Here is a 24,495-nt window from a genome sequence, read left to right as displayed (position 1 = left end):
TCGGCCGGATAACGTCTTCTCAGCCGCGACGCCACTTCTGGTTGGCCCCGCCCACACAGTCCCAGAGGTGGAGCAGCGCGCCGTCGTTGCCGTTCCAGTCGGCGATGTCCACGCACTTGTTGGCCTGCGGGTTGACCAGGTCGCCGGCCGCGCTCAGCACGAACTGCTGGGCCGGGTTGCCGCTGCACCCGACGATCTGGATGGCCGCGCCGTTGGCGGTCGATCCCCAGGCCACGTCCAGGCACTTGTTGTTCTGCACCTGGAGCGTGCCGTTGACCGCCGCCCACTGCTGCGCGCCGGTCTGGTTGCAGGTGTACATCTGCACGCGTACGCCGTCGGAAAAGTTCGAGTTCGGCACGTCGACGCACTTGTTGTTCCAGTTGCTGATGATCGCCTGCCCGCCGCCGCCACCGCCGGTCGTGGTCAGCGACAGCCCGTACACGCCCAGGATCTCGTTGACCGGCTGGAACCACATGGTCGCGCCGGAGGTGCAGTTGCCGGAGCCTCCGGAGGTGACGCCCTGCGCCTGGTTGCCCGAGATCCACGAGCCGCCCGAGTCGCCCGGCTCGGCACAGGCGTTGCTGCGGCTCAGCCCGGAGACGGAGCCCTGCGGGTAGGTGACCGTCTCGTTGCGGCCGAGCAAGGTTCCACACCGCCACCCGGTGGTACGCCCGGAGCGGCAGATCGAGCTGCCGACGGCGGCGTCCTGCGACCCGGCCACGGTCACGTTGCCGCCCGAGTAGTTGTTCACCCACGGCTGCGAGACCCAGTTGCCGTTCGTGCGTACCCAGGCGTAGTCGTTGCCGGGGAACGACGAGCCGGCGAACGTGCCCTGCGCGACGTTGTTGTAGCCGAGCGTCGGGCTGCCCGCGCCGCCGCAGTGCCCGGCCGTGACGAAGCCGCCGGCCACCGAGAAGCCGACCGAGCAGAGCGTGTTGCCGTTGATCACGTACTGGTCGCCGCCGCGGGTGTCGTAGAGCGGCTGAGGCGGCTCGGCCAGGGTCTCGACCCGGACCGCGCCGGCGCCGCTGTCCGCCGCGAACGTCCGCGCCGCCGCCTCCCGGCCCGGCGCCACCCGTACCACCAGGCTGTTCGTGGCGACGTCGGTGTACCAGCCACGGATGCTCTTATCGGCCTTGGCGGCCCGTTTGTCGAGTTTGGCCTGGGCGGCGGCCAGCTCGTCGGCGCTACGGGACACGATCGTCACGTCGGCGCCCTCGGCCCGGGCCTTCCCGGCGGCCGCGGCCGAGGTCACCGCGACGGTGAGCTTCGTGCCGCCGGCCGGGATCCAGGCCCCGGCGAACGCCTTGCCGGTCCGGGCGCGGACGCGCTGCTCGACCACCGGCGCGGCCGCCTCGGTGGCCAGCCGGGCGCGGATCTGGTTGTCGTCGAGCTTCAGGTCGCGGCGCATCGCGGCGAGCATGCCGGGCGCCAGGTCGAACGAGGGGGTCGGGTTCGGGGCCGGCTCGGCGGCCTGACTGGGCGGGGCGATCATGCCGACCGCGACGAGAGCCGCCGCGGCGACCACGACCACCTTGAGGGGGCGGGCCATAGCTCACTCCTGGGGAGAAAGAGGGGATGGGAGAGCGCTCTCATCGGAGTCTGTCTATCTATTAACAATGTGTCAAGAAATCTCCAGGCAACATGGTGCGGGGACCGTACGAGGTGGCTCGCCGCTGAGCCGCCGACGTGCAAGGGTTGACGGCGGGCGCATTCACCACAGGGGGGTTGTCGTGGGCATGGTCAAGGTGGTCGGTCTCGTGCTGCATCCGCGGCGTGACTGCGGCGCCGCGATCGACGCCATCGTGTCGTGGGCGAAGACGCGCGACGTCACCGTGCTCGGCCTGAAGGACGAGATCAACCGGATCGACTGCGACGCCGTCGCGGTCAGCTCCGAAGAGATGATCGAGCGCGCTCAGGTGCTGGTCAGCCTGGGTGGCGACGGCACCATGCTGCGCACCATGCGGCTGGTCGAAGGACGCAAGACCCCGGTGCTCGGGGTCAACGTCGGCCGGCTCGGCTTCCTGGCCGAGGTCGACCTGCCCGACCTGCCGTCGGCGCTGTCGGCCTTCGACGAGCACCGGTTCACCATCGAGTCCCGCACGGCCGTGCGCACCACACTGCCCGGCGGCCAGGCGGTGTCCGCGTTCAACGACATCGCCCTGGTCCGGGTGCCCGGCGACGGGCTGGCCAACGTCGGCATCTCCGTCGAGGGCAAGAACTTCGTCAGCTACGCGGCCGACGCGGTGATCGTGGCCACGCCGACCGGCTCCACCGCGTACTCCTTCTCGGCCGGCGGCCCGATCGTCTCGCCCAACGTCGAGGGCCTGATCGTCTCGGCCTCGGCCGCCCACTCGTCCTTCAACCGCTCGCTCATGCTGGCCCTGGACGAGCGGCTCGACCTCGACGTGCTCCCGCGCAGCGGCCGCCTCGCGGTCGAGGTGGACGGCATCATCGAGGGGTACGTGACCGAGGGCGAGCAGCTCTCGATCGTGCCGGTCCCGGCCGCGGCCCAGGTCATCCGCCTCGGCAGCACCTCGTTCTACGAGCGGGCCCGGCGCAAGCTTCGGGTCGAGGGCAGCGCCCAGATCACCAGCGGCGACGCCGCCGACGCGGTGGTCGTCGACAGCTTCGAGCAGAGCCGGTACGAAGTGCTGCTCGGCGGCGAGGTGGCCGGCGTGCTCCACTACACCCGCCGGGGCGCCGCCGTCGACCTCACCCACACCGAGATCGACCAGGCGTTCGAAGGGCGCGGGCTGGCCGGGCGCCTGGCCACCGCCGCGTTCACCGACGCCCGCAACCGGGCGACCCCGGTCAAGGTCACCTGCCCGTTCGTCACCGGGTGGCTCGAGCGCCACCCCGAATACTCCGACCTTGTCGAAGGGACCTGACATGAGCAACAAACCGTGCGCGCACGTCGACGAGGTGCGGCTGGACGACGTGAAGCCGTCGGGCGACGGCTGCGTCGAGTGCCTCGCCGAGGGTGGCCGCTGGGTCCACCTGCGGCTCTGCGAGAACTGCGGCCACGTCGGCTGCTGCGACTCGTCGCCGGCCAAGCACGCGACCGCGCACTTCCACGAGACCGGGCACCCGCTCGTCCAGTCGTACGAGCCCGGCGAGGACTGGTGGTGGTGCTACGCCGACGACCTCGTCTTCACCGTTCCCGGCGCACCGACGTTCTCTCATCCCTGAGGTTGACACATGGGCCATCCCGCGATCCTGACCGTCGACGACGACCCCTCCGTCTCCCGCGCCATCGCCCGTGACCTGCGCCGGCGATACGGCGAGAACTACCGGATCATCCGCGCCTCGGCGGCCGCCGACGCGCTCGAGGCGCTGCGCGAGCTCAAGCTGCGCGGCGGCCGTGTGGCCGTGATGCTGGCCGACTACCGGATGCCCCAGATGAACGGCATCGACTTCCTGGAGCAGGCGATGGACCTGTTCCCGAACGCGCGGCGGGCGTTGCTCACCGCGTACGCCGACACCGACGCGGCGATCCAGGCGATCAACCAGGTCGACGTCGACCACTACCTGCTCAAGCCCTGGGATCCGCCGGAGGAGAAGCTCTATCCGGTGATCGACGCGCTGCTCGACGCGTGGCTGGAGAGCGGCGACCGTGACCTCGAGTCGATCCGGGTGGTCGGTCACCGCTGGAACGAGCAGTCCTTCCAGGTGCGCGACTTCCTGACCCGCAACCTGGTCCCGTACCGCTGGCTCTCGGCCGAGGAGCCCGAGGGCCGCCGGCTGCTCGAGGCGGCCGGGGTCGGTCCCGAGGCGGTCCCGCTGGTGGTCACCACCGACGGCCGGGCGATGTCCCAGCCGAGCACCACCGAGGTGGCCGAGGCGGCCGGGCTGTCCACCGCCCCCGACCGCGACTTCTACGACCTGATCATCGTCGGCGGCGGACCGGCCGGGCTGGGCGCGGCCGTCTACGGCGCCTCCGAGGGCCTCAAGACGCTGCTGGTCGAGCGGCAGGCGGTCGGCGGCCAGGCCGGGCAGAGCTCCCGGATCGAGAACTACCTGGGCTTCCCGGACGGCATCTCCGGCGGCGACCTGACCACCCGGGCCCGCCGGCAGGTCGGCAAGTTCGAGGCCGAGGTGTTGAACACCCGCGAGGTCACCGGGCTTCGGGTGGAAGGACCGGCCAAGACGTTGTCGTTCACCGACGGTGGCGAGGTGTCCGCCCACTCGGTGGTGCTCGCGACCGGTGTGGCCTACCGCCCGCTGGTGGCCGACGGCGTGCACGAGCTGACCGGCTCGGGCATCTACTACGGCTCGGCCTCCTCCGAGGGGCCGGCCTGCCAGGGCGCCGACGTCTTCATCATCGGCGGCGCCAACTCGGCCGGCCAGGCCGCGATGTACTTCTCCCGGTTCGCGAAGAACGTCACCCTGCTGGTCCGCGGCGATTCGCTCGAGGCGTCGATGTCGTACTACCTGATCCAGCAGATCGAGCGGAAGCCCAACATCCACGTCCGGACCCGCTGCGAGGTCGTCGGGGCGCAGGGCGAGGGCCACCTCCAGGCCATCACCATCTGTGACGGCAAGAACGGGCAGAGCACCACGGTCGAGTGCGGCTACCTCTTCGTCTTCATCGGCGCCGAGCCCCGGACCGACTGGCTGGACGGCGCCGTCGCGCGGGACGAACGTGGCTTCGTCTACACCGGGCCGGATCTTCTGACAAATGGCACCCGCCCGAAGGGATGGGATCGGGACCGCGATCCGTTCTACCTGGAGTGCAGCGTTCCGGGGATCTTCGCGGCGGGCGACGTCCGGGCCAACTCGGTGAAACGGGTGGCCTCGGCGGTCGGCGAGGGCGCGATGGCCGTGACGCTGGTGCACCGCTACCTGGAGGCGCAATGACCGACACCGGCACCGACACCGGGGAGATCACTCTCGAACCCTGTGAACCGGGCAAGCTCACCAACGACCAGCTCCGCACCCTGTTCCTGTTCGAGAAACTGACCGACGAGCAGCTGACCTGGATCCGCGACCACGGGTGCACGATGCGGGCCAAGGCCGGCTCGTACGTGCTCCGCGAGGGCGACCCCGCGGAGAAGTTCTTCATCCTGCTCAGCGGCACCATTCAGCTCACCCGCATGGTGGGCCAGGACGAGGTGGAGACCAACCGCACCGAGCAGCGCGGCGTGTACATGGGCGCGACCAACGCCTACCTCCGCGACGACGGCGTGCAGCAGCAGTACATGGGCTCGATGCGCGCGCTCGACGAGTCGGAGTTCTTCGTCATGGAGGCCGCCGACTTCGGCCACATGATGCGCGAGTGGTTCCCGATGGCCGTACACCTGCTCGAGGGTCTGGCCATGGGGATGCGCAACTCGCAGGCCGCGGTCGGCGAGCGGCAGCGCCTCACCGCGCTCGGCGCGCTCACCGCCGGGCTGATGCACGAGCTGAACAACCCGGCCGCCGCGGCGTCCCGGGCCACCGGCTCGCTGCGTCAGCGGGTCGCCGGCATGCGTCACAAGCTGGGCATGCTGGCCGCCGGCAAGGTCGACCCGGCCCGCCTCGACGCGCTGGTCGAACTTCAGGAAGAGGTCATCGAGCGGGCCGCCAAGGCGCCCGTGCTGAGCGCCATGCAGACCTCCGACCTCGAGGACGAGCTCGGCGAGTGGATGGACGAGCACCACATCACCGGCGGCTGGGACATCGCGCCGGTCTTCGCCCAGGGCGGCCTCGACGTCGAATGCCTCACCGAGATCGAGCGCAAGGTCGGCGCGCCCGAGCTGCTCGACCAGGCGGTGCACTGGCTCGGGTACGCGCTCGAGACCGAACAGCTGATGAGCGACATCGAGGACGCCACCAGCCGGGTCTCCAGCCTGGTCACCGCGGCCAAGCAGTACTCGCAGATGGACCGGGCCGCACACCAGTGGATCGACGTGCATAGCGGCCTGGACAGCACGCTGGTGATGCTCACCCACAAGATCGGTGACGGCATCACCGTGGTCAAGGACTACGACCGCTCGCTGCCGCAGATCCCGGCCCACCCGGCCGAGCTCAACCAGGTCTGGACCAACCTGATCGACAACGCGGTCCAGGCCATGCAGGGCGTCGGCACCCTGACCATCAAGACCTACCTGGTCGGCAACCAGCTCGTGGTGTCGATCGGGGACTCCGGGCCGGGCGTGCCCGAAGAGCTGCGAAAGCGGGTCTTCGAGCCGTTCTTCACCACCAAGCCGGTGGGTGAGGGCACCGGCCTCGGGCTGGACATCTCGTACCGGATCGTGGTCAACCGGCACGGCGGCGACATCAAGCTCCAGTCCGAGCCGGGCGACACCCGCTTCCTGGTGCGGCTGCCGCTCAGCGAACCGTCCTCCGCCTGACCGCGGGGCTCACACCCCGAGCAGGCCGCGCACGTATGCGGCCTGCCCGGCGTGCTGCGCGTCGTCGTCGTAGACGCTGATCAGCCGGGCCATCATGGTGACCGGCGGATCCCAGTTCTTGTCCACGACCCGGTCGAGGTCGTCGTCGGACAGGCCGCGGAGGAACTCGATCGAGCGCTCGTGCACCGCGGTGTAATAGTTCAGCAGCGCCTGTGACGTCTCGGGCGCGACCTTCGCCACCTGCTTCGCCGAGTGGCCGTAGCCGGTGTCGTCCGAGCCGCCGGGCAGGCCGAACATCGGCGCCCAGCCGCCGGCGACGTAGACCTCCTGGCCGCCGATCAGCTCGGTGAGGTGGCTGTCCTGCACCCGGGTCAGGTGCCAGACCAGCCAGCCGATCGTGTTCGCGCCCTCGGCCGGCGTCTGGCGCAGCTGCTCGGGGCTCAGCCCCTCGACCGCGCCGGCCACCAGTTCCGGCAGCCGTCCGTACGCCTCGATCAGCACCTCGTTGGCCCGCACCGCTCGCTCCTTCTACTCGGTCGTGCTCGTGGTCGGGACGTCCGGCTCCCCGCCACCCTCACCGTTGCCCTCACCGGCGCCGCTGTCCGGGTTGGCCGGCTCGGTGGGCGCGTCGGTCGCCGGGGCGTCCGTCGTCGGCGCCGTGGTCGGCTCGGTCGCACCGGTCGACGGCGCGTCGGTCGGCTCGGTCGTCGGCGTCCCGGCCGGTGCGCTGCCCTCGTCGGTCGTCGGCTGCGTGGCCTCCGGCGACGGGGCCACCGGCGTCACCGGCTTCTCGTTGCGCGGTTCGCTCCTGCCGTCGAACGTGCTGCTCAGCGTCGTGCTGCCGGACGAGTTGCCGCCCACCATCGACGCCACCGACTTGCCGGCCATCAGCTCGATCAGGGACAACACCCCGATGGCGAGCACGAAGACGCCGGCCGTGATGAGCGCGACCCGCTTCCACCTGATCGTGCGCCCGGTCGTCCGCTCCGCTTCCGGAACGGTCTCCGACGGCTTGTCGTCCTCGGACGCCGCGGCCACGTCGGGCGTGCCCACCGCGGCGGGCGCCGTCACGAACGTGGGCGCGATCGTCTGGAGCTTCTGGGCCCCGCGCTTGATCGAACGGTGGTAGATCTCCGTCCCCACGGTGCCGATGATGCTGGCCAGGGCCGCGCCGATCAGGGTGCCGGCGACGCCCAGGAACGAGCCGATCACCGCCGCGCACACCGCGGCCAGCGCTCCGGCCAGGGTCTTGCCGATGTCGATGCCGGACCAGATCCGTTCTGCTGCCTGCTCGGACATGTCCTCCTTGCTCCACGCTCTAGTTCGGTCGCCGGAAGCCTCTGCCTTTACCTACCGGCGCATTGCTAAACCACGCCGCTCCGCCAGAATCTCGCGAATCGGGCGGACCACGACCCCGTCCTCGGCCATCCTTTGCCTGGCCAGCCGCCGGGTGCGCAGGATGCCCACGACCCCGATCGCACCGACCAGATACTGGACACTCAGCGCCACCCGGAAGTCGGCCAGGTCATAGCTCGCACCCCCACCGGTTCGCCAGTCGAGGATCAGCCCGACCAGCAGGATGGTCAGCAGCGAGGCGGTGAACCCGCCCACGTTGACGATGCCGGTCGCCGTGCCCAGCCGGGCCGGCGGGTTGAAGGTACGGGCCAGGTCGAAGCCGATCACCGACCCCGGGCCGCCCAGCCCCAGCGCCAGCACCAGCAGCACCAGCACGGGCAGCGGCGCCGGGCCCGGCCAGAGGAGCACCAGGCCCCACCCGGCGGCGGTGGTGACGACCACGCCGAGCACCAGCCACGACCGGCGCAACGGGAACCGCTGGGCCAGCACGCCCATCACCGGCCCCGCCGCCATACCGGTCAGCACGAACACGGTCAGCAGCGCGCTGGCCGTGCCCCGGCTCAGCCCCTCGCCGGCCACCAGGAACGGGAACCCCCAGGTCAGCGCGAACACGGTGCCGGCGAACTGGGTGGTGAAGTGGGTCCACAGGCCCAGCCGGGTGCCCGGTTGGAGCCACGCCTGCTTGAGGTCGAGGGCGACCTGGCGCGGGGTGATCGCCGGACCGGCGCTCACGCGTACCTCAGGGGTGTCGTGCAGCGCGACCACCGTCACCACCGCGACCAGCACGCCCAGCGCGGCCATGGCGACGAACGCGGCGCTCCACCCCTGGTAGGCGAGCAGGGCGGCCAGCGGCACCGCGCTGAGGATCTGGCCGAGCTGCCCGATGATGCCGGTGAGCTGGGTCAGCACCGGCACCCGCCGGGCCGGGAACCAGCGCGGGACCAGGCGCAACACGCTGATGAAGGTCACCGCGTCACCCGCGCCGACCAGCACCCGGGCGACCACGGCGCCGGTGACGCCGTCGCTGAACGCCATCAGCACCTGCCCGGCCGCCATCGCGACGGCGCCGGCCACGATCATCCGCACCGACCCGAAACGGTCGAGCAGCAGGCCGGCCGGCACCTGAAGCGCCGCGTACACGAGCAGTTGAAGAACCGCGAACGACGCCAGCGCGCTCGCGCCGACCCCGAACCGGTCTTGCGCGTCGAGGCCCGCCACCCCCAGGGAGGTGCGGTGCAACACAGCGATCACGTAGGCGGCCAGACCAACGGCCCAGACGGCCCACGCTCGTCGCAGGGCCATCACAAACCTTCCAGCCGGACATCGGGGTACGTCCCCAACCCTTCTCCGGCCGCCCTCGACCTGCAACGAATCGGGCGCACGCCACACGTGTGCCTGGTCACCCCGAGTGACCCGCGCGACCGGCCGTCGTTGGGAACGGTGCGTCCCGCCGAGTGATCAACAGGAGTCGACGAGGTGCCGTACCGCGAGCTGATCGATCTGGTTCTCGCCGCACCGGGCCCGGCCGCCCCGGCCGGCGCCGTGACGGTGCTGCGTGAGCTCGCCGACGACGAGGACCTCGGGGCGGTGACGGCGCTCGGTGTGGTGCTGACGGCCGAGCTGGGCCTCGACGCCTGGGAGCCACCCGATCTCACCGACCCCGCGAACCTGCTGCACGTCCCCGGCGTCCCGGATCTGGTGCGCGCCTACCTGATCGGGTTCTATCCGCGGCTGTTCCAGGCGAACGTCATCGAGCTCAGCACGCCTGCCGCCGAGTGGCGTACCCCGGCCGGACTGATCCGGCTCCAACGGCTCGGCTGGCGCGGCGCGGCCATGCGGCACGAGGCGCTGCGCGCCTATCTGACCCAGGCGCTGACCGACCACGCGGTGTTCCGTCGCGACGTGCTCGGCATCGCCCCGGACGCCCTGGTCCAGGCCATTCTGCGGCAGATCCATCGGGGCGCGCGGATCGTCGACGGGCACAGCATCGACCACTCCTTCGAGGCCGGCCTGGAGTGGCTGCTGTCCGTCGACGCCGACACGTTCAGCCTCGCGATCCAGCACGAGTTCGGTCACTACCACACGGATCTCCTCGCGGCGGCGCCCGATGTGCCGGTCGAACCCCAGGACCGGCGACGCTTGATCGCCGAGGTGCGCCGCCTCGCCGGCGGGGCGCCACCCTTCGAACTGGTCAAGTCCGGGGCCGGGCCGGTTCAGATGCTCTGGAGCAGCGGCCCCTATCTGCACGTGTCGTTCAGCCGCTTCGGCCGGCCCATCGGCGTCGACGAGGCGGCGGAACTGGCCCTCCTGACCGGCGCCGTGGCCGGGGCCGATCCGGAGCTCGCGGCCGCCGCCTACTCCAAGGCGGGGATCTTTCACGTCGGCTTCGCCGGCGGGACCGCCCTCCGGACGGCCGGCCTCTGGTGGCCGCGTCGGAAGCAGGAGGAGCAGCGGCTGATGGACGAGGCGCGGGACCGTGCCCCCGGCTGGCTCGCCGGCCTCCGGGCCCGCGGCCGGGTCGGGCGCACCGAGCGCGACGTGTCGATGATCCTCGGCGCCACGCCACGCCAGGCCCGCTGGTTCGTCTCCGGTCCGCTGGCCCACGCCGACCTGCACGCGAGCGCATCGGGCCGGCCGCACCGCGCGAGTGTCCGGTGCGCCGACGCCGCGACGCTCGGCCGGCCGGATCCGGCCGAGGCGGGACGGTTGTTCGGTGAGCTGGCGTCGGCGAGCGGCGTGGTCCGGGACGGTTCGTCCACGCGGTATGCCGGCGCCACCGCGAACGGCGCACGCTCGGTGCTCTCCGCGCTGTGCGATGCCGGGTTCGACATCGACACGACGCTCGACGGGACCGGGACGACCTTCCTCGCCGACGCGGCCGGACGGAACTCGGATCTGGTGGAGTTCGTCCTCGGCTGCGGTGCCGACCCGGACCGGGCGGATCGGCGCGGCCGGACGGCGCTGGTCACCGCGACGCTCGCCGGCGGGGCCGCGTCCGTCCGGCGGCTGCTCGAGGCCGGCGCCGATCCCGATCGGTGCGACGGCGACGGACGGACCGCGCTGGTCGCCGCCGTCGTCCGCGACGAGCTGGAGATCGTCGCTGTCCTGCTGGCCCTCGGCGCGCGCCCGGACGCCGCGACCGCCACCGGTCAGACGCCCCTCGCGATGGCCCGGTCGACCGGAGCGGTCGCGGCGCTGTGCCGGGCCGGGGCCTCCGTCCACGCCGCCGACCCGGCCGGGGTGTCCGCCCTGACGTCGGCCGCCGCCGCGGGCTCCACCGAGGCGGTCGCCGAACTGCTGCGCCGGGGAGCCGACGTGGACCGGCCGACGGCCCTGGGTCAGACGGCCCTGCACGGCGCGGCCGGCTGCCGGGCCGAAGGCCCGTCCGGCCAGATCATCGACCTGCTGATCGAGGCCGGCGCCGACCCGGACGAGGAGGACTCCGACGGCCACACCCCCCTGATGTACGCCGCCCGGGACATGAACCCGACCGGCGTCGAGCGGCTCGTCGCCGCGGGCGCGGACGTCAACCGCGAGGCGAAGAGCGGCAGTACGGCCATCATGTTCGCCGTCACCGCGGAGACCGGCTGGTCGCGGGACTTCATGACGGTCTTCGCGCGGCAACGGGCCACCGTCGAAGCGTTGCTGGCCGCCGGTGCGGACGTGATCGCGACCGATACCGAGGGGCGCACCGCCGCCGACCTCTCGACCTCGGCCGCGATCACGGAACTACTGCGCGAGCACGCACGCGGATGACCGATGCGAGCCGGGCGGCACCCGGCGTGGCGGAGCGGGTCGCCTCGGCCGGCCGGGACGGGACCGGGCGGGTCGACCTGAACGGTCTCGGTCTGCGCGAGGTGCCCACGGAGATCCTCGGACACCCCGGCATCCGCCGCCTCGACCTCAGCGGCAACCGGTTGCGCGAGGTGCCGGGCGAGATCTTCCGGCTGCCGGGGCTCGAGGGCCTCAACCTGGCCGGCAACCGGCTCACGGCGCTCCCGCCGGAGGCCGGCTCCGGCGCCGCCCTCCGGCATCTCGACCTCTCCGAGAACCGGCTGACCGCGCTGCCGGCCGAGCTCGCCGGCACCGGTCTCGTCGACCTTCGCCTGCGGGACAACGCTCTGGCCGACGCCGCGCCGCTGACCGGCCTGCGGCGCCTGCGCCTGCTCGATCTGTCGGGCAATCGGCTGCGCGCCCTGCCCCGGCTGGACACCACCGAACTCACCCGGCTCGATCTCAGCGGCAACGCGCTGGAGACGCTGCCCAGCTGGTTCGGCGCGTTGCGCGGGCTCCGGGTGCTGGATCTGTCCGGCAACCGGCTCGCCGACGTCCGGCCGCTGGCCGACCTGCCGCTGCGTGAGCTCTTCCTGGACGACAACGCCCTGGCCAAGGTGCCGGTGGCTCTCGCCGGGTCGCCGACGCTCCGCCGCCTGTCGATGCGGCGGAACCCGTGCGGCCCGCCGCGGGCCACCAGCCCCTCGTGCGCCGCGTGGCGGGCGGCGGCCAGGGCCGAGGAGACCGCGGGGGCGGTCCGGGCGCTCACCGCGGGGGAGAACGATCCCACCCGCCAGTACTTCGACGCGGCGATGCTCACGTTGCTGTGCGCCCTGCACGTGACCGGCCTGGGCGGCATGCTCGTGGTGGCCCGGCTCCACTACCGCCGTTACCGATCCTGTGCCCTGACCATGCGGTTCGCGGACGGGAGCCAGGTCGACCTCACGCACGTCTCGCTGAGAACCGCCACCGAACTGATCCGGCGGCACTACCGCGAGACCGGCGGGAAGCCGGCCGACGTCCGCTTCCAGCCGTCGCGATCGCGCGCTGACGTCGCGGTCGCGGCCGAGCTCGCGGTCGACGCGGTGTCCCGGTCCGCCGACATCTCCCTCCGCTCGACCGACGCGGCCGGGATCGTCATCAATCAGCACTTCGGAGATCAGATCATGGGCGACAACTACACCATCGGCGACGTCACCAACTCGAACTTCGCCATCCGGTCCAGCCTGGAGCGAGTCACGCAGACCATCACCGCCGGCGTCGCCGACGACGGCGCGCGGGCCGAGCTGAACCGGCTCCTCACCGAGCTCGCCTCGGTGGTCCAGGCGCTGCCGCCGGCCGAGCGCGCCGACGGCGAGACGGTCGTCGAGGCCGCCGAGGACCTCGTCACCCGCGCCGCCGGTGACCGCCCGAATCGAACCCTGGTCGAGCTGTCCTGCGAGACCCTTCAGACCGTCGCCGGCGGGCTGACCTCGGTCGCGCCCATCGCCGCGGCGATCGCGCAGGCGGTGAACAAACTGGTCGGGGGCTAGTTCCTCGCCCGGAGGTGGTGGGTGAGCCAGGCGACCGTCTCCTGGAGGTACTCGGCGCGCGAGTGGCGGTGCAGCAGCTCGTGGCCCTCGTCGCGGAAGAGCAGGTACTTGTGCTCGGCGCCACGGGCCCGCAGCGCGGCCACCACCTGCTCGGCCTCGATCACCGGGACGTTGCTGTCGTTCTCGCCGTGCACGACCATCAGCGGGGCGCGGAGGCGGTCGATCCGGGTGATCGGGGAGAGGTCGCGCAGCAGGTCGGCGTCGTGCACCGGGTCGCCGTACTTGCTGACCGCGGCCGCCGCGATCCACGGCTCGGTGTGCTCGTAGAAGGTGGCGAAGTCGCTCATGCCGCAGACGTCGATGCCCACCGCGAACAGCTCCGGATAGGTGACCAGCGCGGCCAGGGTGAGGTACCCGCCGTACGACCGGCCCATGATCCCGATCCGGGCCGGGTCGGCCACGCCGCCGCCGACCAGATGCTTCACGCATGAGGCGACGTCCTCGATGGCGTCGTAGCGCAGCGGCCCGTTGTCGGCGTTGACGAACGTGCGGCCGAAGCCGGACGACCCGCGCACGTTCGGCGCGAACACCGCGATGCCCCGGTCGACCAGGGACTGGAACAGCGGGCCGTGACCGGGGCGTTCCTGCGCCTCCGGCCCACCGTGGAACCACAGGACGGTGGGATGGGGCCCGGGCCCGGCCGGGCGGAACAGCCAGCCGGTCAGCGCCAGCCCGTCGTGCCCGGTGAACTCCTCGAGCACCGGCCGGACCGCGCCGGGCGCCGTCGCCTCGACCGACACCGGCGAGAGCTTGCCGTCGGCCCAGGCCCAGGTGCCGTGCGGCTGCCCGGGGCCCTCGACGGTGAAGGCGAGCGTGCTGCCGTCGGTGCTCCACGACGGCCCGGCCGCCACCAGTCCGGGCAGCGGGATCTCGGCGCCGCCGGGCAGGACGGTCAGCCGGGACAGGCCGCCGCGCACGTTCCACAGCACGGCCGCCCGGCTGCCGTCGGCGGTCAGCGCGAAGGACTCCACCTCGTCCGTCGGCGACGACGCGACCACCGAGACCTCGCCGTCCCGCACGTGGATCAGCACCGGGAACTCCCCGGCGTCACAGCGGGCCCAGATCGACCCGTCCGGCCCGAAGACGGCCTCCTCGCCGCTGGCCACGTGCTCCTCGACGCCGGTCGCGAGGTCGAGCACCGCGATGTGCCGGTCACCACGGGGACCGCGCCGGATCAGCGCCCGGGAGAAGTCGGGGCTGACGTCGAACAGCGAGATCAGGTCGCCCGAGGCGATGACCCGGCGCTCACCGGTGACCGGGTCGATGACCAGGGCCTGGGTCAGGTTCTCGGTGACCGCCAGCAGCGACCGGCCCGGCAGCCAGCGCATGTTGTCGGCGGTGTCGGCGCCGAAGCCGGCCACCTGGTGCAGCTCGGAACCGTCCGGCCGGACCAGCCAGACCTCGTGCCGGGGCGCGCCGCCGGGCGCCAGCAGGCAGGCCAGCCAGCCGCCCCCGGTGGACCACTGCACCGCCATCACCGGCTGCTCGCCGGTGTCGACCAGGAAGGTCAGCTCGCTGCCGACCGGCTGGACCCAGACCTTGGGAACCCCGCTCCGGTCGGACACGTACGCGGCGTGCCGGCCGTCCGGCGACAGGGCCGGGGACCAACTGCCACTGACCTCCGTCGGGAAGGATCCCGGATCCCGGGTCATCCATCCCATCGGCAGAACAGTGACGTCGACACGGTTGAGCTGACCGGTCATCCAGGTCTCCCTTCGTGGTCTAAATCCCCTTGTCCTGCAGCCACATCTCAAGCAGTGCCAGCTGCCAGAGCTGGTTCGCGCCGAGGGTGGTGCGAGGAGTATTGGGGTCCGCGAGGAGCGCGTCAACGTACTCCGGGCGGAACAATCCGCGTGTCCGGGCCTGGGGGGCATAAAGGGCATCCCGGACCAGGTCCAGCATCGGTCCTTCCAGGTGCCGGATGGCCGGAACCGGGAAGTAACCCTTGGTGCGGTCGATCACTTCGTCGGGCACCACGCCCCGGGCGGCGTCCTTGAGCACGCCCTTGCCCCCTGATGCAAGCTTTAGCTCGGGCGGGCACGCGGCCGCCAGTTCGACGAGCTCGTGGTCGAGGAACGGGACCCGCGCCTCCAGCCCCCAGGCCATGGTCATGTTGTCCACCCGCTTGACCGGGTCGTCGACCAGCATCACCTGCGAGTCGAGCCGCAGCGCCGCGTCCACGCTGGTGGTGGCCCCGGCCCGGCCGAAGTTCGTCTCGACGAACACGCGGCTCTCATCGGTCGCGAGCATCCACGACGGGCTCAGCTGCCGTGACAGGGTCTCGAAATCACGATCGAAGAACTCCGCCGCGTACGCCGTGACGGCACCGTCCCGCGGAACGTTCGCGAGCGGCGGGTACCAGCTGTAGCCGGCGAAGATCTCGTCCGCGCCCTGCCCCGACTGCACCACCTTGACGTGCTGCGAGACGTCCTCCGAGAGCAGGTTGAAGGCGACGCAGTCGTGGCTGACCATGGGCTCGCTCATCGCGGCCACGGTGCGCGTGACCGCGGGCAGGAACCGGTCGCGCCCGATCCGGATCTGGTGGTGCTCGGTGTCGAACTGCTTGGCGATCAGATCGGAGTACGCGAACTCGTCGCCCTGCTCGCCAGCCGCCGCCTCGAACCCGATGCTGAACGTGGTCAGGCCGCGCTGACCCTGCTCGGCCAGCAGCGCCACGATCAGGCTGGAGTCGAGCCCGCCGGAGAGCAGCACGCCGACCGGCACGTCGGCGACCATCCGCCGCTCGACCGCGACCCGCAGCTTCTGCCCGACCTCGTGGGCCCACTCCTCGGAGCTGAGATCGCGGGCGCGGGTGAAGCCGGCCTCCCAGTAGACGCGCTCGGTGCTGGTCCCGTCGGCCTTGATCACGCGTACGGTCGCCGGCGGCAGCTTGCGCACCCCGGCGACGATCGTCCGCGGCGCCGGGACCACCGAGTGGAACGTCATGTAGTGCTGGAGGGCGACCCGGTCGAGCGACGTGTCGACGTCCCCGGCGGCGAGCAGCGCCGGCAGCGTGGACGCGAAGCGCAGCCGGCCCGGGGTCTCGGCCAGGTAGAGGGGCTTGATGCCGAGCCGGTCGCGGGCCAGCATCACGGTGCCCGAGCCGTGCTCGACGATCGCGAAGGCGAACATGCCGAGGAAGTGGTCGACACAGCCGGCGCCCCACCGGTGGTACGCCTTGAGGATCACCTCGGTGTCGGAGGTGGAGAAGAACGTGTAGCCGTACCCCCGGAGCTCGTCCCGCAGCTGCTGATAGTTGTAGATACAGCCGTTGAAGACCAGGGTGAGGCCGAGTTCGTCGTCGGTCATCGGCTGCCGTCCGGCGTCGGACAGGTCGATGATCTTGAGGCGGCGGTGGCCCAGCACGACCGCGCCGCGGGTCTCCAGCCCCTCGCCGTCCGGGCCGCGGGATTCCAGGCACGGCAGCATCGCGCGGACGGCGTCGGCGTCCGCGGGCCGTTGGTCGAACCGGAGCTCTCCGGCGATGCCGCACATGATGGGACCTCCCAGGGTCATCAGATTGTGGGTCGGATGTTGCGGATCCATGTCGTAGCCGTAACGGCCTTATCCCGTTGCCTATATGCGCTCAGAGCAAGGGCCCTGCTCTGAGCGCATATAGGCAACACTCAGCTGAGCAGCCACGTGTCCTTCGAGCCGCCGCCGCGGGACGAGTTGACGATCATCGAGCCGGCCGGGGCGACGCGGGTCAGCGCGGCCGGGGCGACCACCGACTCGCGGCCGGTGAAGACGAACGCCCGCAGGTCGACGTGCCTCGGGGCGAGCTGGTGGCCGTCGAACACCGGGTGGGTGGAGAGGTCGACGACCTCCTGGGCCACCCAGCGGTGCGGCGCGGCGTTGATCTGCCGGCGTACCGCGGCCAGGTCTTCCGGCCGGGCGTGCGGGCCGATCACGATCCGGTCGCCGCCGTAGCCGTCGACCGGCTTGCAGACCAGCTCGTCCAGCCGGTCGAGCACCTCGGCCCGCTGCTCGGGGATGCCGCAGAGGTACGTCGGCACGTCGGCCAGCAACGGCTTCTCGCCCAGGTAGTACTCGATCAGCCGCGGCACGTACGCGTACACGGCCTTGTCGTCGCCGATCCCGTTGCCGAGCGCGTTGGCCAGCACCACGGTGTCGGCGTGCAGCGCCGCGACCAGGCTGGGCCCGAGCGGCATGCCGTCGGCGCCGGGGGAGTGCATCAGGCTGTCCTCGCCCATCCGCAGGTAGATCACGTCCACCCGGTGGCGTTTGCCGTCCCGGAGCCGGTGCACGATGCCGTCGTCCACGAACAGCTCGGTGCTGCGGACCAGCGGGATGCCCATCTCCTCGGCCAGCATCCGGTGCTCGAACCAGGCCGAGTCGTCCGGGCCCTGGCTGAGCAGCACCACCTTGGGGTCGTCGCCGGCCGACGGGCCCGCCGCCTCACGCAGCGCGGTGCGCAGCAGGGCCGGGGTGCCCTCGACGCTGAGCAGGCCCTCGGGCCGGGGCAGCTCGGGCAGGACGCTCTCGGTGAGCCGGCGGTTCTGCATCGAGTAGCCGATGCCCGACGGCACCCGCAGGTTGTCCTCCAGCACACACCAGCGGCCCTCGCCGTCGCGCACCAGGTCGACGCCCGCGACCTGCGCGCGTACCCCCGGCCGGGCGATCAGCGCGCCGCTGGGCCGCAGCTCGGGCGAGCCGTCGATCACCCATTCCGGCACCACGCCGTCCTTGACCACGAGCCGGTCGGCGTACACGTCGCCGACGAACGCGTCCAGCGCCCGGACCCGCTGCACCAGACCGGCCCGCAACCGCCGCCAGTCGTCGGCCGGGACCAGCCGCGGCACCAGGTCGAACGGGAACAGCCGGGTGGCCGCCTCGCCCGCCACCGAGAACGTGATGCCGCGGGCGCGCTGCTCGTCGTCGCGGGCGTCCTCACGCTTGCGCAGACCGGCGCTGCCCAGGGCGGAGAGAACATTGACGATCCCGGTGTACGAGTGAGCGACGTCCCCGCCCGGGAAGGCTTCGTCGCCCTCGGCCGCGTACGGGAACAGCCCGGCCGGCACGGTCTGCCCGTCCGGCCCGATGCCGGTCGCGCCGCCCCGGGTGTCGGCCACCACCAGGTCGATCACGTCGGAGAGCCGGCCCCGGCGCTGCATGGCCCGCCGCTGCCGGGACGCCGAACTGCCCCGGCTCAGCGCCTGCACGCTCAGGTCGAACACCTGCTCCCAGTCGCCCAGCTGCTCGAGCTGCGGGCGCAGGTCGGTGATCAGCCGCTCGACGGCCACCGCGGCCGGCACCGGCACCGGCGAGCGGGGCAGGTCGAGCAGGTCGCCCTCCAGCCCGGAACGGGCCGCCCGCCACATCGCCGCGCGGTGCACCGGCGGCCGGACCCGCGTCTGCGGGCGGCCGGCCCGGTAGTCCTGCTGGGCCCGCAGCACCAGGCCGCGGAACAGGCCGGCCAGCAGCACCACGGTGTCCGCCTCGGGGCAGGCGTCGGTCACCCGCAGCTCGACGGTGGGCAGGTGGGCCGAGGGCCGGACGTCGAAGTAGACCATCTTGGGGTCGGTGATCGTGCCGGACGCGATCAGGTCGGCGACCAGCTGGTCATGGTCGGCGGCCGAGCTCACCTCGCCGCTGTCGCCGGCCGTCGGCCAGCGCAGCCAGACCAGCGAGCGGACGCTGGCGTAGCCGGAGTCCTCGCCCATCCAGTACGGCGAGCTGGCCGAGAGCGCGAGCAGCACCGGCAGGGCGGGCGCCACCCGCTGGGCGACCGACACGGCCTCGTCGCGGTCGGCGATGCCGACGTGCACCTGCGCGCCGCAGATCAGCTGCTCGCGGGCGAGCATCTGGTATTCGTCGAGCATCCGGCGGTAGCGTGAGGTCGGCGTGACCGGCAGCGAGTCCAGGTCGACGAGCGGGACGGTGCCGGCCGCGACCAGCCCGAGGCCGAGCGACTCGGCGACGCCGATGGCCTCCCGGCGGAGCCGGACGATGCCCTCACGTAACCCGTCGAGGGTCGCCGTGACCGGGGTGTTCGTCTCCACCACCGAGCGGTGCAGCTCGGCCGAGAAGTGTTCCGGGTCGAGCCGGTCGAGCACGTCGGGGGCCCGCGGTACGAGCTCACGGGTCTTGAGATCGACGACGTGCAGCTCCTCCTCGACCCCGAGGGTCAGATCAGTGCCGTTGCCGATGCCCTCCTCCCCGTCGTCCGCGGTGACCTTCAGTGACTCCGTCATGCGTCCGCCTCTGTACGTCCGGATGCCATCTCCGGAGCCTCGCCAAAACGTGTTCCAGGCATGTGACGTGCCCATTTCCACCGGTAGTCAAGCACCTCGCCGCACGCGAAGACCTTGATCAATGTGTGGCTGGAGGGGTATTCGTGCAGCTCAGGGGACTGTAGCGTCGGGTGATGTGACCGACGATTTACGCCTGCGCCGCCGTGGAGTGTTAACCCTGGCGGCGCTGACCGCATCGATGGCCGCGTGCTCGCGAAACGCCCCCGAGGCGGCCGCGCAGCCACGCACCGTGATCCCACCGGTGTCCACCCCTCCGGATATGCCCGTTCCGTCCCTCTCACCGTCGGCCACGCCGTCGCCCAGCGCGACCAGCAAGGCCGCGGCCCCGAAGGAGGACGGCGACGAGGCCGAGGACAAGCCGGCCGCCAGGAGGACCGGCAAGGGCGGGCCGGTGCCGGCGCTGGACCGGGTGATGCTCGGCTCGTACCTGGCCCTGGGCGGGAAGTCGCTGTCCGAGAGCCTGGCGCTGCGCCGCCGCCAGCTGGGGCGCGAGCAGAAGATCGTGCACCAGTTCTGGGGCTGGTCCGAGCGGATGCCCTCGTCGGTGTCGATCGGCTCGTCGACCCTGACGGTGTCGTGGCACGGGACGAAGCTGGCGCCGGTGGCCGGTGGCGCGCGGGACTCGGTCATCGAGGCCGCGGCGAAGCGGCTGGCCGCGTACCGGAAACCGATGTTGTTGCGCTGGGCCTGGGAGATGAACGGCGACTGGTTCGAGTGGGGCGGCCCGAACAACGGGCGTGACCCCGGGCTGTACGTGACCGCGTTCCGCCGGATCCACCGGATCTTCCGGGCGAACGGGGCGGACAACGTCGCCTTCGTGTGGAGCCCGAACTGGAACTCCTCGCCGAACACATCGGCCAACGCGATGGGCAAGTACTACCCGGGCGACGCCTACGTCGACTGGGTCGGGGTGTCCGGCTACGACTTCTACTCCGAGTCGCCGTCGACGCTGTTCCGGCCGGTGGTCTCGGCCTACGGCAGTCGCAAGCCGATCATCGTGACCGAGACCGCGGCGATCGACCACGGTCGCGGCAGCAAGGCGTCCTGGATCGGCAAGCTCTCGGCGTACGTCCGGAGCACCCCGTCGATCGGCGCGGTGGTCTGGTTCGACACCGACGTGCAGGACGATTCGAAGCACAACTTCCGCTTCGACACGTCCAGCGACGCCCTGGCCGCCTACCGCTCGATGGCCCGGAGTGCCCGGTTCTCGGGCTGAGGGACGCATTTGTCCGGAGGCGAGCACAATGGACGGTCACGCTTCGCGTAGACGACGGCCTATCTCCGTGACGTTGCCGCGTCGATCAACGAACAGACCCTGGGGCTGTGCGGCTGGCGCGGGTAGGAGACACTTTCCTGCATGTCGGGTGTGATGGAGCTGGGCGCGCGGGACCCGCGCCAGGTCGGCCCCTACCGCCTGCTCCAGAAGCTGGGCGGGGGCGGTCAGGGCACGGTCTACCTGGGCACCGACGGCGGCGACGAGCGGGTCGCGGTCAAGGTGCTCAACACCGACTTCGACGACACCGGCCGGCTCAAATCGACGCTGAACCGCGAGCTGCTCAGCGCCCAGTCGGTCGCCGCGTTCGTCACCGCCGGCGTCATCACGTTCGACCTCGACGCCGACCCGCCGTACATCGTCACCGAGTTCGTGGACGGGCCGACCCTCCAGGAAGACGTGCTCTCCGGCCGCGGCCCGCTCCGCGGCAGCCGGCTCAACGACCTGGCCATCCAGACGGTCATCGCGCTGGAGGCGATCCACGGCGCCAACGTGGTGCACTGCGACTTCAAGCCGGCCAACATCATCCTCGGGCCCAGCGGCGTCAAGGTGATCGACTTCGGCATCGCCCGCGCCTGGGAACAGGTGCACCAGGCGGCCAGCCGGGTCATCGGCAGCGCCCACTTCATGGCGCCCGAGCAGGTCGAGAACCAGCCGCTCGGGCCGCCCGTCGACATGTTCGCCTGGGCCTCGACGATGGTGTTCGCGGCCACCGGGAAATACGCGTTCCCCGGCGGCAGCCCGGTCGCGGTCGGCGTGGCCGTGGTCCAGGCCGAACCGCGGCTGCACGGGCTGAACGGGCAACTGGCCGAGCTCGTCCGTGCCTGTCTGCGCAAGAATCCGCTGGAGCGGCCGACCGCGGCCCAGGTCCGCCAGGCGCTGATGGCGCCGCCCGGTCAGCGCCCGGCCACCGGCGATCCGGTCGCCTACCAGCCCGGGTCGGCGACGCCCTACATGCCGGTGCCCCAGTCGCCGGCGCCGCCGGCCCGGCCGGTCGAGCCGACGATCTACGAGCTTCCGGTGGCCACGGCGTACCCGACTGCCGCCGGCCGGCCGATGGCGCCGCCACCGCCGCCGCGCCGCAACGGCGGGAAGATCGCGCTCACCTTCTTCCTGGTGCTGCTGATCCTGGCCGGCGCGGGCGTGTCCGGTTTCCTGTGGTGGGACCGGGCGCAACGCCGGGAAGCCACCGGTTCGCCGGGCGGCTCCGACCCGGTGAGCGGCGGCGGTACGGACGACCCGAACCTGGCCGTGCTCCAGGCGTTCGCCGGCGACCAGCCGTTGGCCGAATGCGCGGTGGGCACCCCGAACGACCGGCAACTCGCCCGGCGCGGCTGCACGGTCGACGGGATGTCGGTCACCTACGCGCTCTACAAGAAGACCTCCCTGCGGGACGCCGAGCGGGCGAAGGTCCAGAACAACCACGACCACAACTCGCCCCAGGAATGCCTGAGCCAGACCGGCATCAGCCCGGACAACCGGCGCGGGCGATACATCGAGTACACGTACAAGGCCGGCGACGACAACCGGTGGTACGCGGCCATCTGGTGGGACGACGGTGAGTCCCAGGCGGATGGCGCCACAGTGCTGACGATGCGTACGCCCTGGGACCGGAAGTCCGCCGACCCCGCCCAGTCGCTGCGTCAGGCGTGGCTGAGCTGGGGTTACAGATTGGCCGACTGAGACTGTGTCTTTGCTGAGCGCACACGTCGCGTAACCCGGGGTTAACCGACGGCCTATACGGTTCCGATATGCCGGATTTGTTCCGACGAGACCTGCCAGCTTCCGTGGTGGTCTTCCTCATCGCCATTCCCCTGTCCCTCGGCATCGCCGCCGCCTCAGGCGCGCCGCTCATGGCCGGTCTCATCGCCGCCGTCTGCGGCGGCCTCGTCGCCGGCGCCCTGAGCGGCGCACCGCTCCAGGTGAGCGGCCCCGCCGCCGGCCTCACCGTGATCGTCGCCGGAGTCGTCGCCGACTTCGGCTGGGCCGGCACCGCCGCCGTGGTCGCCCTGGCCGGCCTGGTGCAGATCGGCCTCGGCGCGGCCCGGCTCGGCCGTACCGCCCTGGCCCTGTCACCCGCCGTCGTGCACGGCATGCTGGCCGGCATCGGCGTGGTGATCGCCCTCAGCCAGCTGCACGTCGTCCTCGGCGGCGAGGCCCAGAGCCACGCGCCCGGGAACCTGCTCGACCTGCCGGCCCAGATCCTCGGATCCCACACGCCGTCGGTGCTGATCGGCCTGCTGGCCGGTGCGATCATGCTGATCTGGCCGAAGCTGGTGCGCACCTCGCTGCTGCCCGCCGCCCTGATCGCGGTGGTCGCCGCGACCCTGACCGCGATGCTGGCCGGCCTCGACGTGGCGCGGGTCGACCTGCCCGACCAGCCGCTGGACGCGATCGTGCTGCCGTCGTGGCCGTCCGCCTCCGTGGGCGCCATCGCCATCGCCGTGGTGACGATCGCGCTGGTGGCCAGCGTCGAGTCGCTGCTGTCGGCGGTCGCGGTCGACAAACTGCACGAGGGCCGCCGGGCCCGCCTCAACAAGGAGCTCGTCGCCCAGGGCGTCGCGAACAGCGTGTCGGGCCTGCTCGGCGGCCTGCCGGTGACCGGGGTGATCGTGCGCAGCTCGGCCAACGTCGCGGCCGGCGCCCGTACCCGGGCCTCGGCGATCATGCACGGCATCTGGGTGGCGGCGTTCGTGCTGCTGTGCGCCGGGCTCCTGGAGCAGATCCCGCTCGCGGCCCTGGCGGCGGTCCTGGTGGTGGTCGGCCTGCGCCTGGTCGACCTCGGCCACATCCGTGCGTACGTACGCCATCGCGAACTGCCGACCTACCTGGTGACCGCCCTCGGAGTGATCGCCTTCGACCTGCTCACCGGCGTGGCCCTGGGCATGGCCGTGGCGGCCCTGTCGATGCTGTGGCGGGTGGCCCGCTGCGACATCCGCAGCACCGAGATCCGCCCCGGCCACTGGCTGGTCAACGTCACCGGCACCGCCTGCTTCATCGGCTCGGCCCGGCTGGCCCGCGAACTGGCCGCGCTGCCCGAGGCCCACTCGGTCGAGGTGGAACTGCATCTCGACTACCTCGACCACGGCGCCTTCGAGACGATCCGCGACTGGCGCGACGCCTACGAGCGAACGGGCGGCCGCGTCGCCGTCCGCGAGGTCCACGACAGCTGGTTCCACCGGGCCACCGCCGGCCGCCTCGGTTCCGCCCGCAGCCGCCCGCCACGCTTCCTCGGCTCCTGGTCCCGCTGGCAGGCCCACGACCGCGGCGGCCGCGACGCCATGGCCGCCGGCATCGACGAGTTCGAACGCTCGGTCGCCCCGCTGGTCCGCCCCCACCTGGCCGGCCTGGCCCGGGCCGGCCAGCAGCCCGAGCAACTCTTCATCACCTGCGCCGACTCCCGCGTCGTCCCCAACCTGATCACCGGAAGCGGCCCCGGCGACCTCTTCTGCGTCCGCAACGTCGGCAACATCGTCCCGGTCTTCGGCGCCCCCGATTCGTCAGTGGGCGCCGCGATCGAATACGCCGTCGACGTCCTGGGCGTCTCGGTGATCACCGTCTGCGGCCACTCGGGCTGCGGCGCCGTCCGAGCCATGATGTCCGGCGGCGCGCCGCTCGACACATCCTTGGGCCGCTGGCTCTCCAAGGCCCGAACCGACGTCGCCGACGACAACGAGGAGTCCTGCATCGCCGCCAACGTCGTCCAGCAACTGGCCAACCTGCGCACCTACCCCAGCGTCGCCGCCGCCATCACCGAGGGCCGTCTCCGCCTGGCCGGCCTCTACTTCGACCTGGCCCAGACCCGCATGTACACCGTGGACGAGGAACAAGGCCTGCAACGCCCGATACCCGCCGCCTGACAGCCTTGCCGCCCCGGGCTGGCCGCCTCC

At 71.8% G+C, this 24,495-nt stretch carries 16 protein-coding genes; 9 read left to right on the top strand and 7 right to left on the bottom strand.

Going from position 1 to position 24,495, the window contains the following annotated elements:
• Window positions 1-19 precede the first annotated feature (19 nt).
• A complete protein-coding gene (locus tag AB0M54_RS43620) occupies window positions 20-1,552 on the bottom strand; it encodes a ricin-type beta-trefoil lectin domain protein (RefSeq protein ID WP_364478455.1) in 1,533 nt (510 codons plus the stop codon).
• A 187-nt stretch (window positions 1,553-1,739) separates the two neighbouring features.
• Between AB0M54_RS43620 and AB0M54_RS43615 the strand changes: the two genes are divergently transcribed.
• The 4 genes from AB0M54_RS43615 to AB0M54_RS43600 are packed head-to-tail and all read left to right on the top strand — an operon-like array spanning window position 1,740 to window position 6,335.
• On the top strand, window positions 1,740-2,891 hold the full coding sequence (locus AB0M54_RS43615; RefSeq protein ID WP_364317164.1) for an NAD(+)/NADH kinase: 1,152 nt from the start codon (window positions 1,740-1,742) through the stop codon (window positions 2,889-2,891).
• A gap of 1 nt (window position 2,892) precedes the next feature.
• Window positions 2,893-3,192, top strand: coding sequence for a UBP-type zinc finger domain-containing protein (locus tag AB0M54_RS43610; protein WP_364316565.1), 300 nt, complete (start codon window positions 2,893-2,895; stop codon window positions 3,190-3,192).
• Between the two features lie 9 nt (window positions 3,193-3,201).
• Window positions 3,202-4,860 carry an FAD-dependent oxidoreductase gene (locus AB0M54_RS43605; protein ID WP_364316568.1) on the top strand — a complete coding sequence of 553 codons (1,659 nt, stop codon included), beginning with the start codon at window positions 3,202-3,204 and terminating at the stop codon, window positions 4,858-4,860.
• Window positions 4,857-6,335: an ATP-binding protein gene (locus tag AB0M54_RS43600; protein ID WP_364478452.1), complete on the top strand. Its 1,479-nt coding sequence runs from the start codon at window positions 4,857-4,859 to the stop codon at window positions 6,333-6,335. Before AB0M54_RS43605 ends, AB0M54_RS43600 begins: the two co-directional genes overlap by 4 nt.
• A 9-nt stretch (window positions 6,336-6,344) precedes the next feature.
• On the opposite strand, the gene AB0M54_RS43595 is transcribed toward AB0M54_RS43600, so the two are convergent.
• The 3 genes from AB0M54_RS43595 to AB0M54_RS43585 are packed head-to-tail and all read right to left on the bottom strand — an operon-like array spanning window position 6,345 to window position 8,993.
• A complete protein-coding gene (locus AB0M54_RS43595; RefSeq protein ID WP_364316574.1) occupies window positions 6,345-6,851 on the bottom strand; it encodes a DinB family protein in 507 nt (168 codons plus the stop codon).
• 12 nt (window positions 6,852-6,863) lie between these two features.
• Entirely contained in the window at window positions 6,864-7,634 is a 771-nt protein-coding gene (locus tag AB0M54_RS43590; RefSeq protein WP_364316576.1) for a hypothetical protein, read from the bottom strand.
• Window positions 7,635-7,685: 51 nt separating this feature from the next.
• Window positions 7,686-8,993 (bottom strand): MFS transporter, encoded by a 1,308-nt coding sequence (locus AB0M54_RS43585; protein WP_364478449.1) that lies wholly within the window; start codon window positions 8,991-8,993, stop codon window positions 7,686-7,688.
• 174 nt (window positions 8,994-9,167) lie between these two features.
• Between AB0M54_RS43585 and AB0M54_RS43580 the strand changes: the two genes are divergently transcribed.
• Complete coding sequence (locus AB0M54_RS43580; RefSeq protein ID WP_364478446.1) at window positions 9,168-11,447, top strand: ankyrin repeat domain-containing protein; 2,280 nt, start codon at window positions 9,168-9,170, stop codon at window positions 11,445-11,447.
• On the top strand, window positions 11,444-12,997 hold the full coding sequence (locus tag AB0M54_RS43575; RefSeq protein ID WP_364316584.1) for a leucine-rich repeat domain-containing protein: 1,554 nt from the start codon (window positions 11,444-11,446) through the stop codon (window positions 12,995-12,997). The genes AB0M54_RS43580 and AB0M54_RS43575 overlap by 4 nt, the downstream gene beginning before the upstream one ends.
• On the opposite strand, the gene AB0M54_RS43570 is transcribed toward AB0M54_RS43575, so the two are convergent.
• The 3 genes from AB0M54_RS43570 to AB0M54_RS43560 form a co-directional block, all read right to left on the bottom strand.
• Window positions 12,994-14,760 carry a S9 family peptidase gene (locus tag AB0M54_RS43570; protein ID WP_364478444.1) on the bottom strand — a complete coding sequence of 589 codons (1,767 nt, stop codon included), beginning with the start codon at window positions 14,758-14,760 and terminating at the stop codon, window positions 12,994-12,996. The genes AB0M54_RS43575 and AB0M54_RS43570 overlap by 4 nt on opposite strands.
• 19 nt (window positions 14,761-14,779) lie before the next feature.
• The gene (locus AB0M54_RS43565) at window positions 14,780-16,552 is read right to left on the bottom strand and encodes an N-acetylglutaminylglutamine amidotransferase (protein ID WP_364478442.1); all 1,773 of its coding nucleotides are present in this window, start codon (window positions 16,550-16,552) and stop codon (window positions 14,780-14,782) included.
• Between the two features lie 131 nt (window positions 16,553-16,683).
• Window positions 16,684-19,272, bottom strand: coding sequence for a carboxylate--amine ligase/circularly permuted type 2 ATP-grasp protein (locus AB0M54_RS43560; RefSeq protein WP_364316591.1), 2,589 nt, complete (start codon window positions 19,270-19,272; stop codon window positions 16,684-16,686).
• Window positions 19,273-19,591: 319 nt separating this feature from the next.
• On the opposite strand from AB0M54_RS43560, the gene AB0M54_RS43555 reads away from it, so the two are divergent.
• The 3 genes from AB0M54_RS43555 (at window position 19,592) to AB0M54_RS43545 (ending at window position 24,465) form a co-directional block, all read left to right on the top strand.
• Window positions 19,592-20,548: a glycosyl hydrolase gene (locus AB0M54_RS43555; protein ID WP_364478440.1), complete on the top strand. Its 957-nt coding sequence runs from the start codon at window positions 19,592-19,594 to the stop codon at window positions 20,546-20,548.
• Window positions 20,549-20,689: 141 nt separating this feature from the next.
• Window positions 20,690-22,288, top strand: coding sequence for a serine/threonine-protein kinase (locus tag AB0M54_RS43550; RefSeq protein WP_364478438.1), 1,599 nt, complete (start codon window positions 20,690-20,692; stop codon window positions 22,286-22,288).
• A 68-nt stretch (window positions 22,289-22,356) separates the two neighbouring features.
• Window positions 22,357-24,465, top strand: a complete 2,109-nt coding sequence (locus AB0M54_RS43545; RefSeq protein WP_364478436.1) for a bifunctional SulP family inorganic anion transporter/carbonic anhydrase — start codon at window positions 22,357-22,359, stop codon at window positions 24,463-24,465.
• The last annotated feature ends 30 nt before the right edge of the window (window positions 24,466-24,495 follow it).

The sequence above is a fragment of the Actinoplanes sp. NPDC051470 genome, assembly GCF_040682035.1.
GTDB lineage: Bacteria > Actinomycetota > Actinomycetes > Mycobacteriales > Micromonosporaceae > Actinoplanes.
Note: the sequence above shows the minus strand (reverse complement) of the source record. Positions and strands in the feature narration are given on the sequence as shown.

Excerpts from the sequence above, each read along its gene's own strand:
- AB0M54_RS43585 (WP_364478449.1), bottom strand. The coding sequence starts at position 8,993 with ATGGCCCTGCGACGAGCGTGGGCCGTCTGGGCCGTTGGTCTGGCCGCC.
- AB0M54_RS43570 (WP_364478444.1), bottom strand. The coding sequence starts at position 14,760 with ATGACCGGTCAGCTCAACCGTGTCGACGTCACTGTTCTGCCGATGGGA.
- AB0M54_RS43600 (WP_364478452.1), top strand. The coding sequence starts at position 4,857 with ATGACCGACACCGGCACCGACACCGGGGAGATCACTCTCGAACCCTGT.
- AB0M54_RS43610 (WP_364316565.1), top strand. The coding sequence starts at position 2,893 with ATGAGCAACAAACCGTGCGCGCACGTCGACGAGGTGCGGCTGGACGAC.
- AB0M54_RS43620 (WP_364478455.1), bottom strand. The coding sequence starts at position 1,552 with ATGGCCCGCCCCCTCAAGGTGGTCGTGGTCGCCGCGGCGGCTCTCGTC.
- AB0M54_RS43590 (WP_364316576.1), bottom strand. The coding sequence starts at position 7,634 with ATGTCCGAGCAGGCAGCAGAACGGATCTGGTCCGGCATCGACATCGGC.
- AB0M54_RS43605 (WP_364316568.1), top strand. The coding sequence starts at position 3,202 with ATGGGCCATCCCGCGATCCTGACCGTCGACGACGACCCCTCCGTCTCC.
- AB0M54_RS43560 (WP_364316591.1), bottom strand. The coding sequence starts at position 19,272 with ATGACGGAGTCACTGAAGGTCACCGCGGACGACGGGGAGGAGGGCATC.
- AB0M54_RS43545 (WP_364478436.1), top strand. The coding sequence starts at position 22,357 with ATGCCGGATTTGTTCCGACGAGACCTGCCAGCTTCCGTGGTGGTCTTC.
- AB0M54_RS43555 (WP_364478440.1), top strand. The coding sequence starts at position 19,592 with ATGCCCGTTCCGTCCCTCTCACCGTCGGCCACGCCGTCGCCCAGCGCG.
- AB0M54_RS43565 (WP_364478442.1), bottom strand. The coding sequence starts at position 16,552 with ATGTGCGGCATCGCCGGAGAGCTCCGGTTCGACCAACGGCCCGCGGAC.
- AB0M54_RS43550 (WP_364478438.1), top strand. The coding sequence starts at position 20,690 with ATGTCGGGTGTGATGGAGCTGGGCGCGCGGGACCCGCGCCAGGTCGGC.
- AB0M54_RS43615 (WP_364317164.1), top strand. The coding sequence starts at position 1,740 with ATGGTCAAGGTGGTCGGTCTCGTGCTGCATCCGCGGCGTGACTGCGGC.
- AB0M54_RS43575 (WP_364316584.1), top strand. The coding sequence starts at position 11,444 with ATGACCGATGCGAGCCGGGCGGCACCCGGCGTGGCGGAGCGGGTCGCC.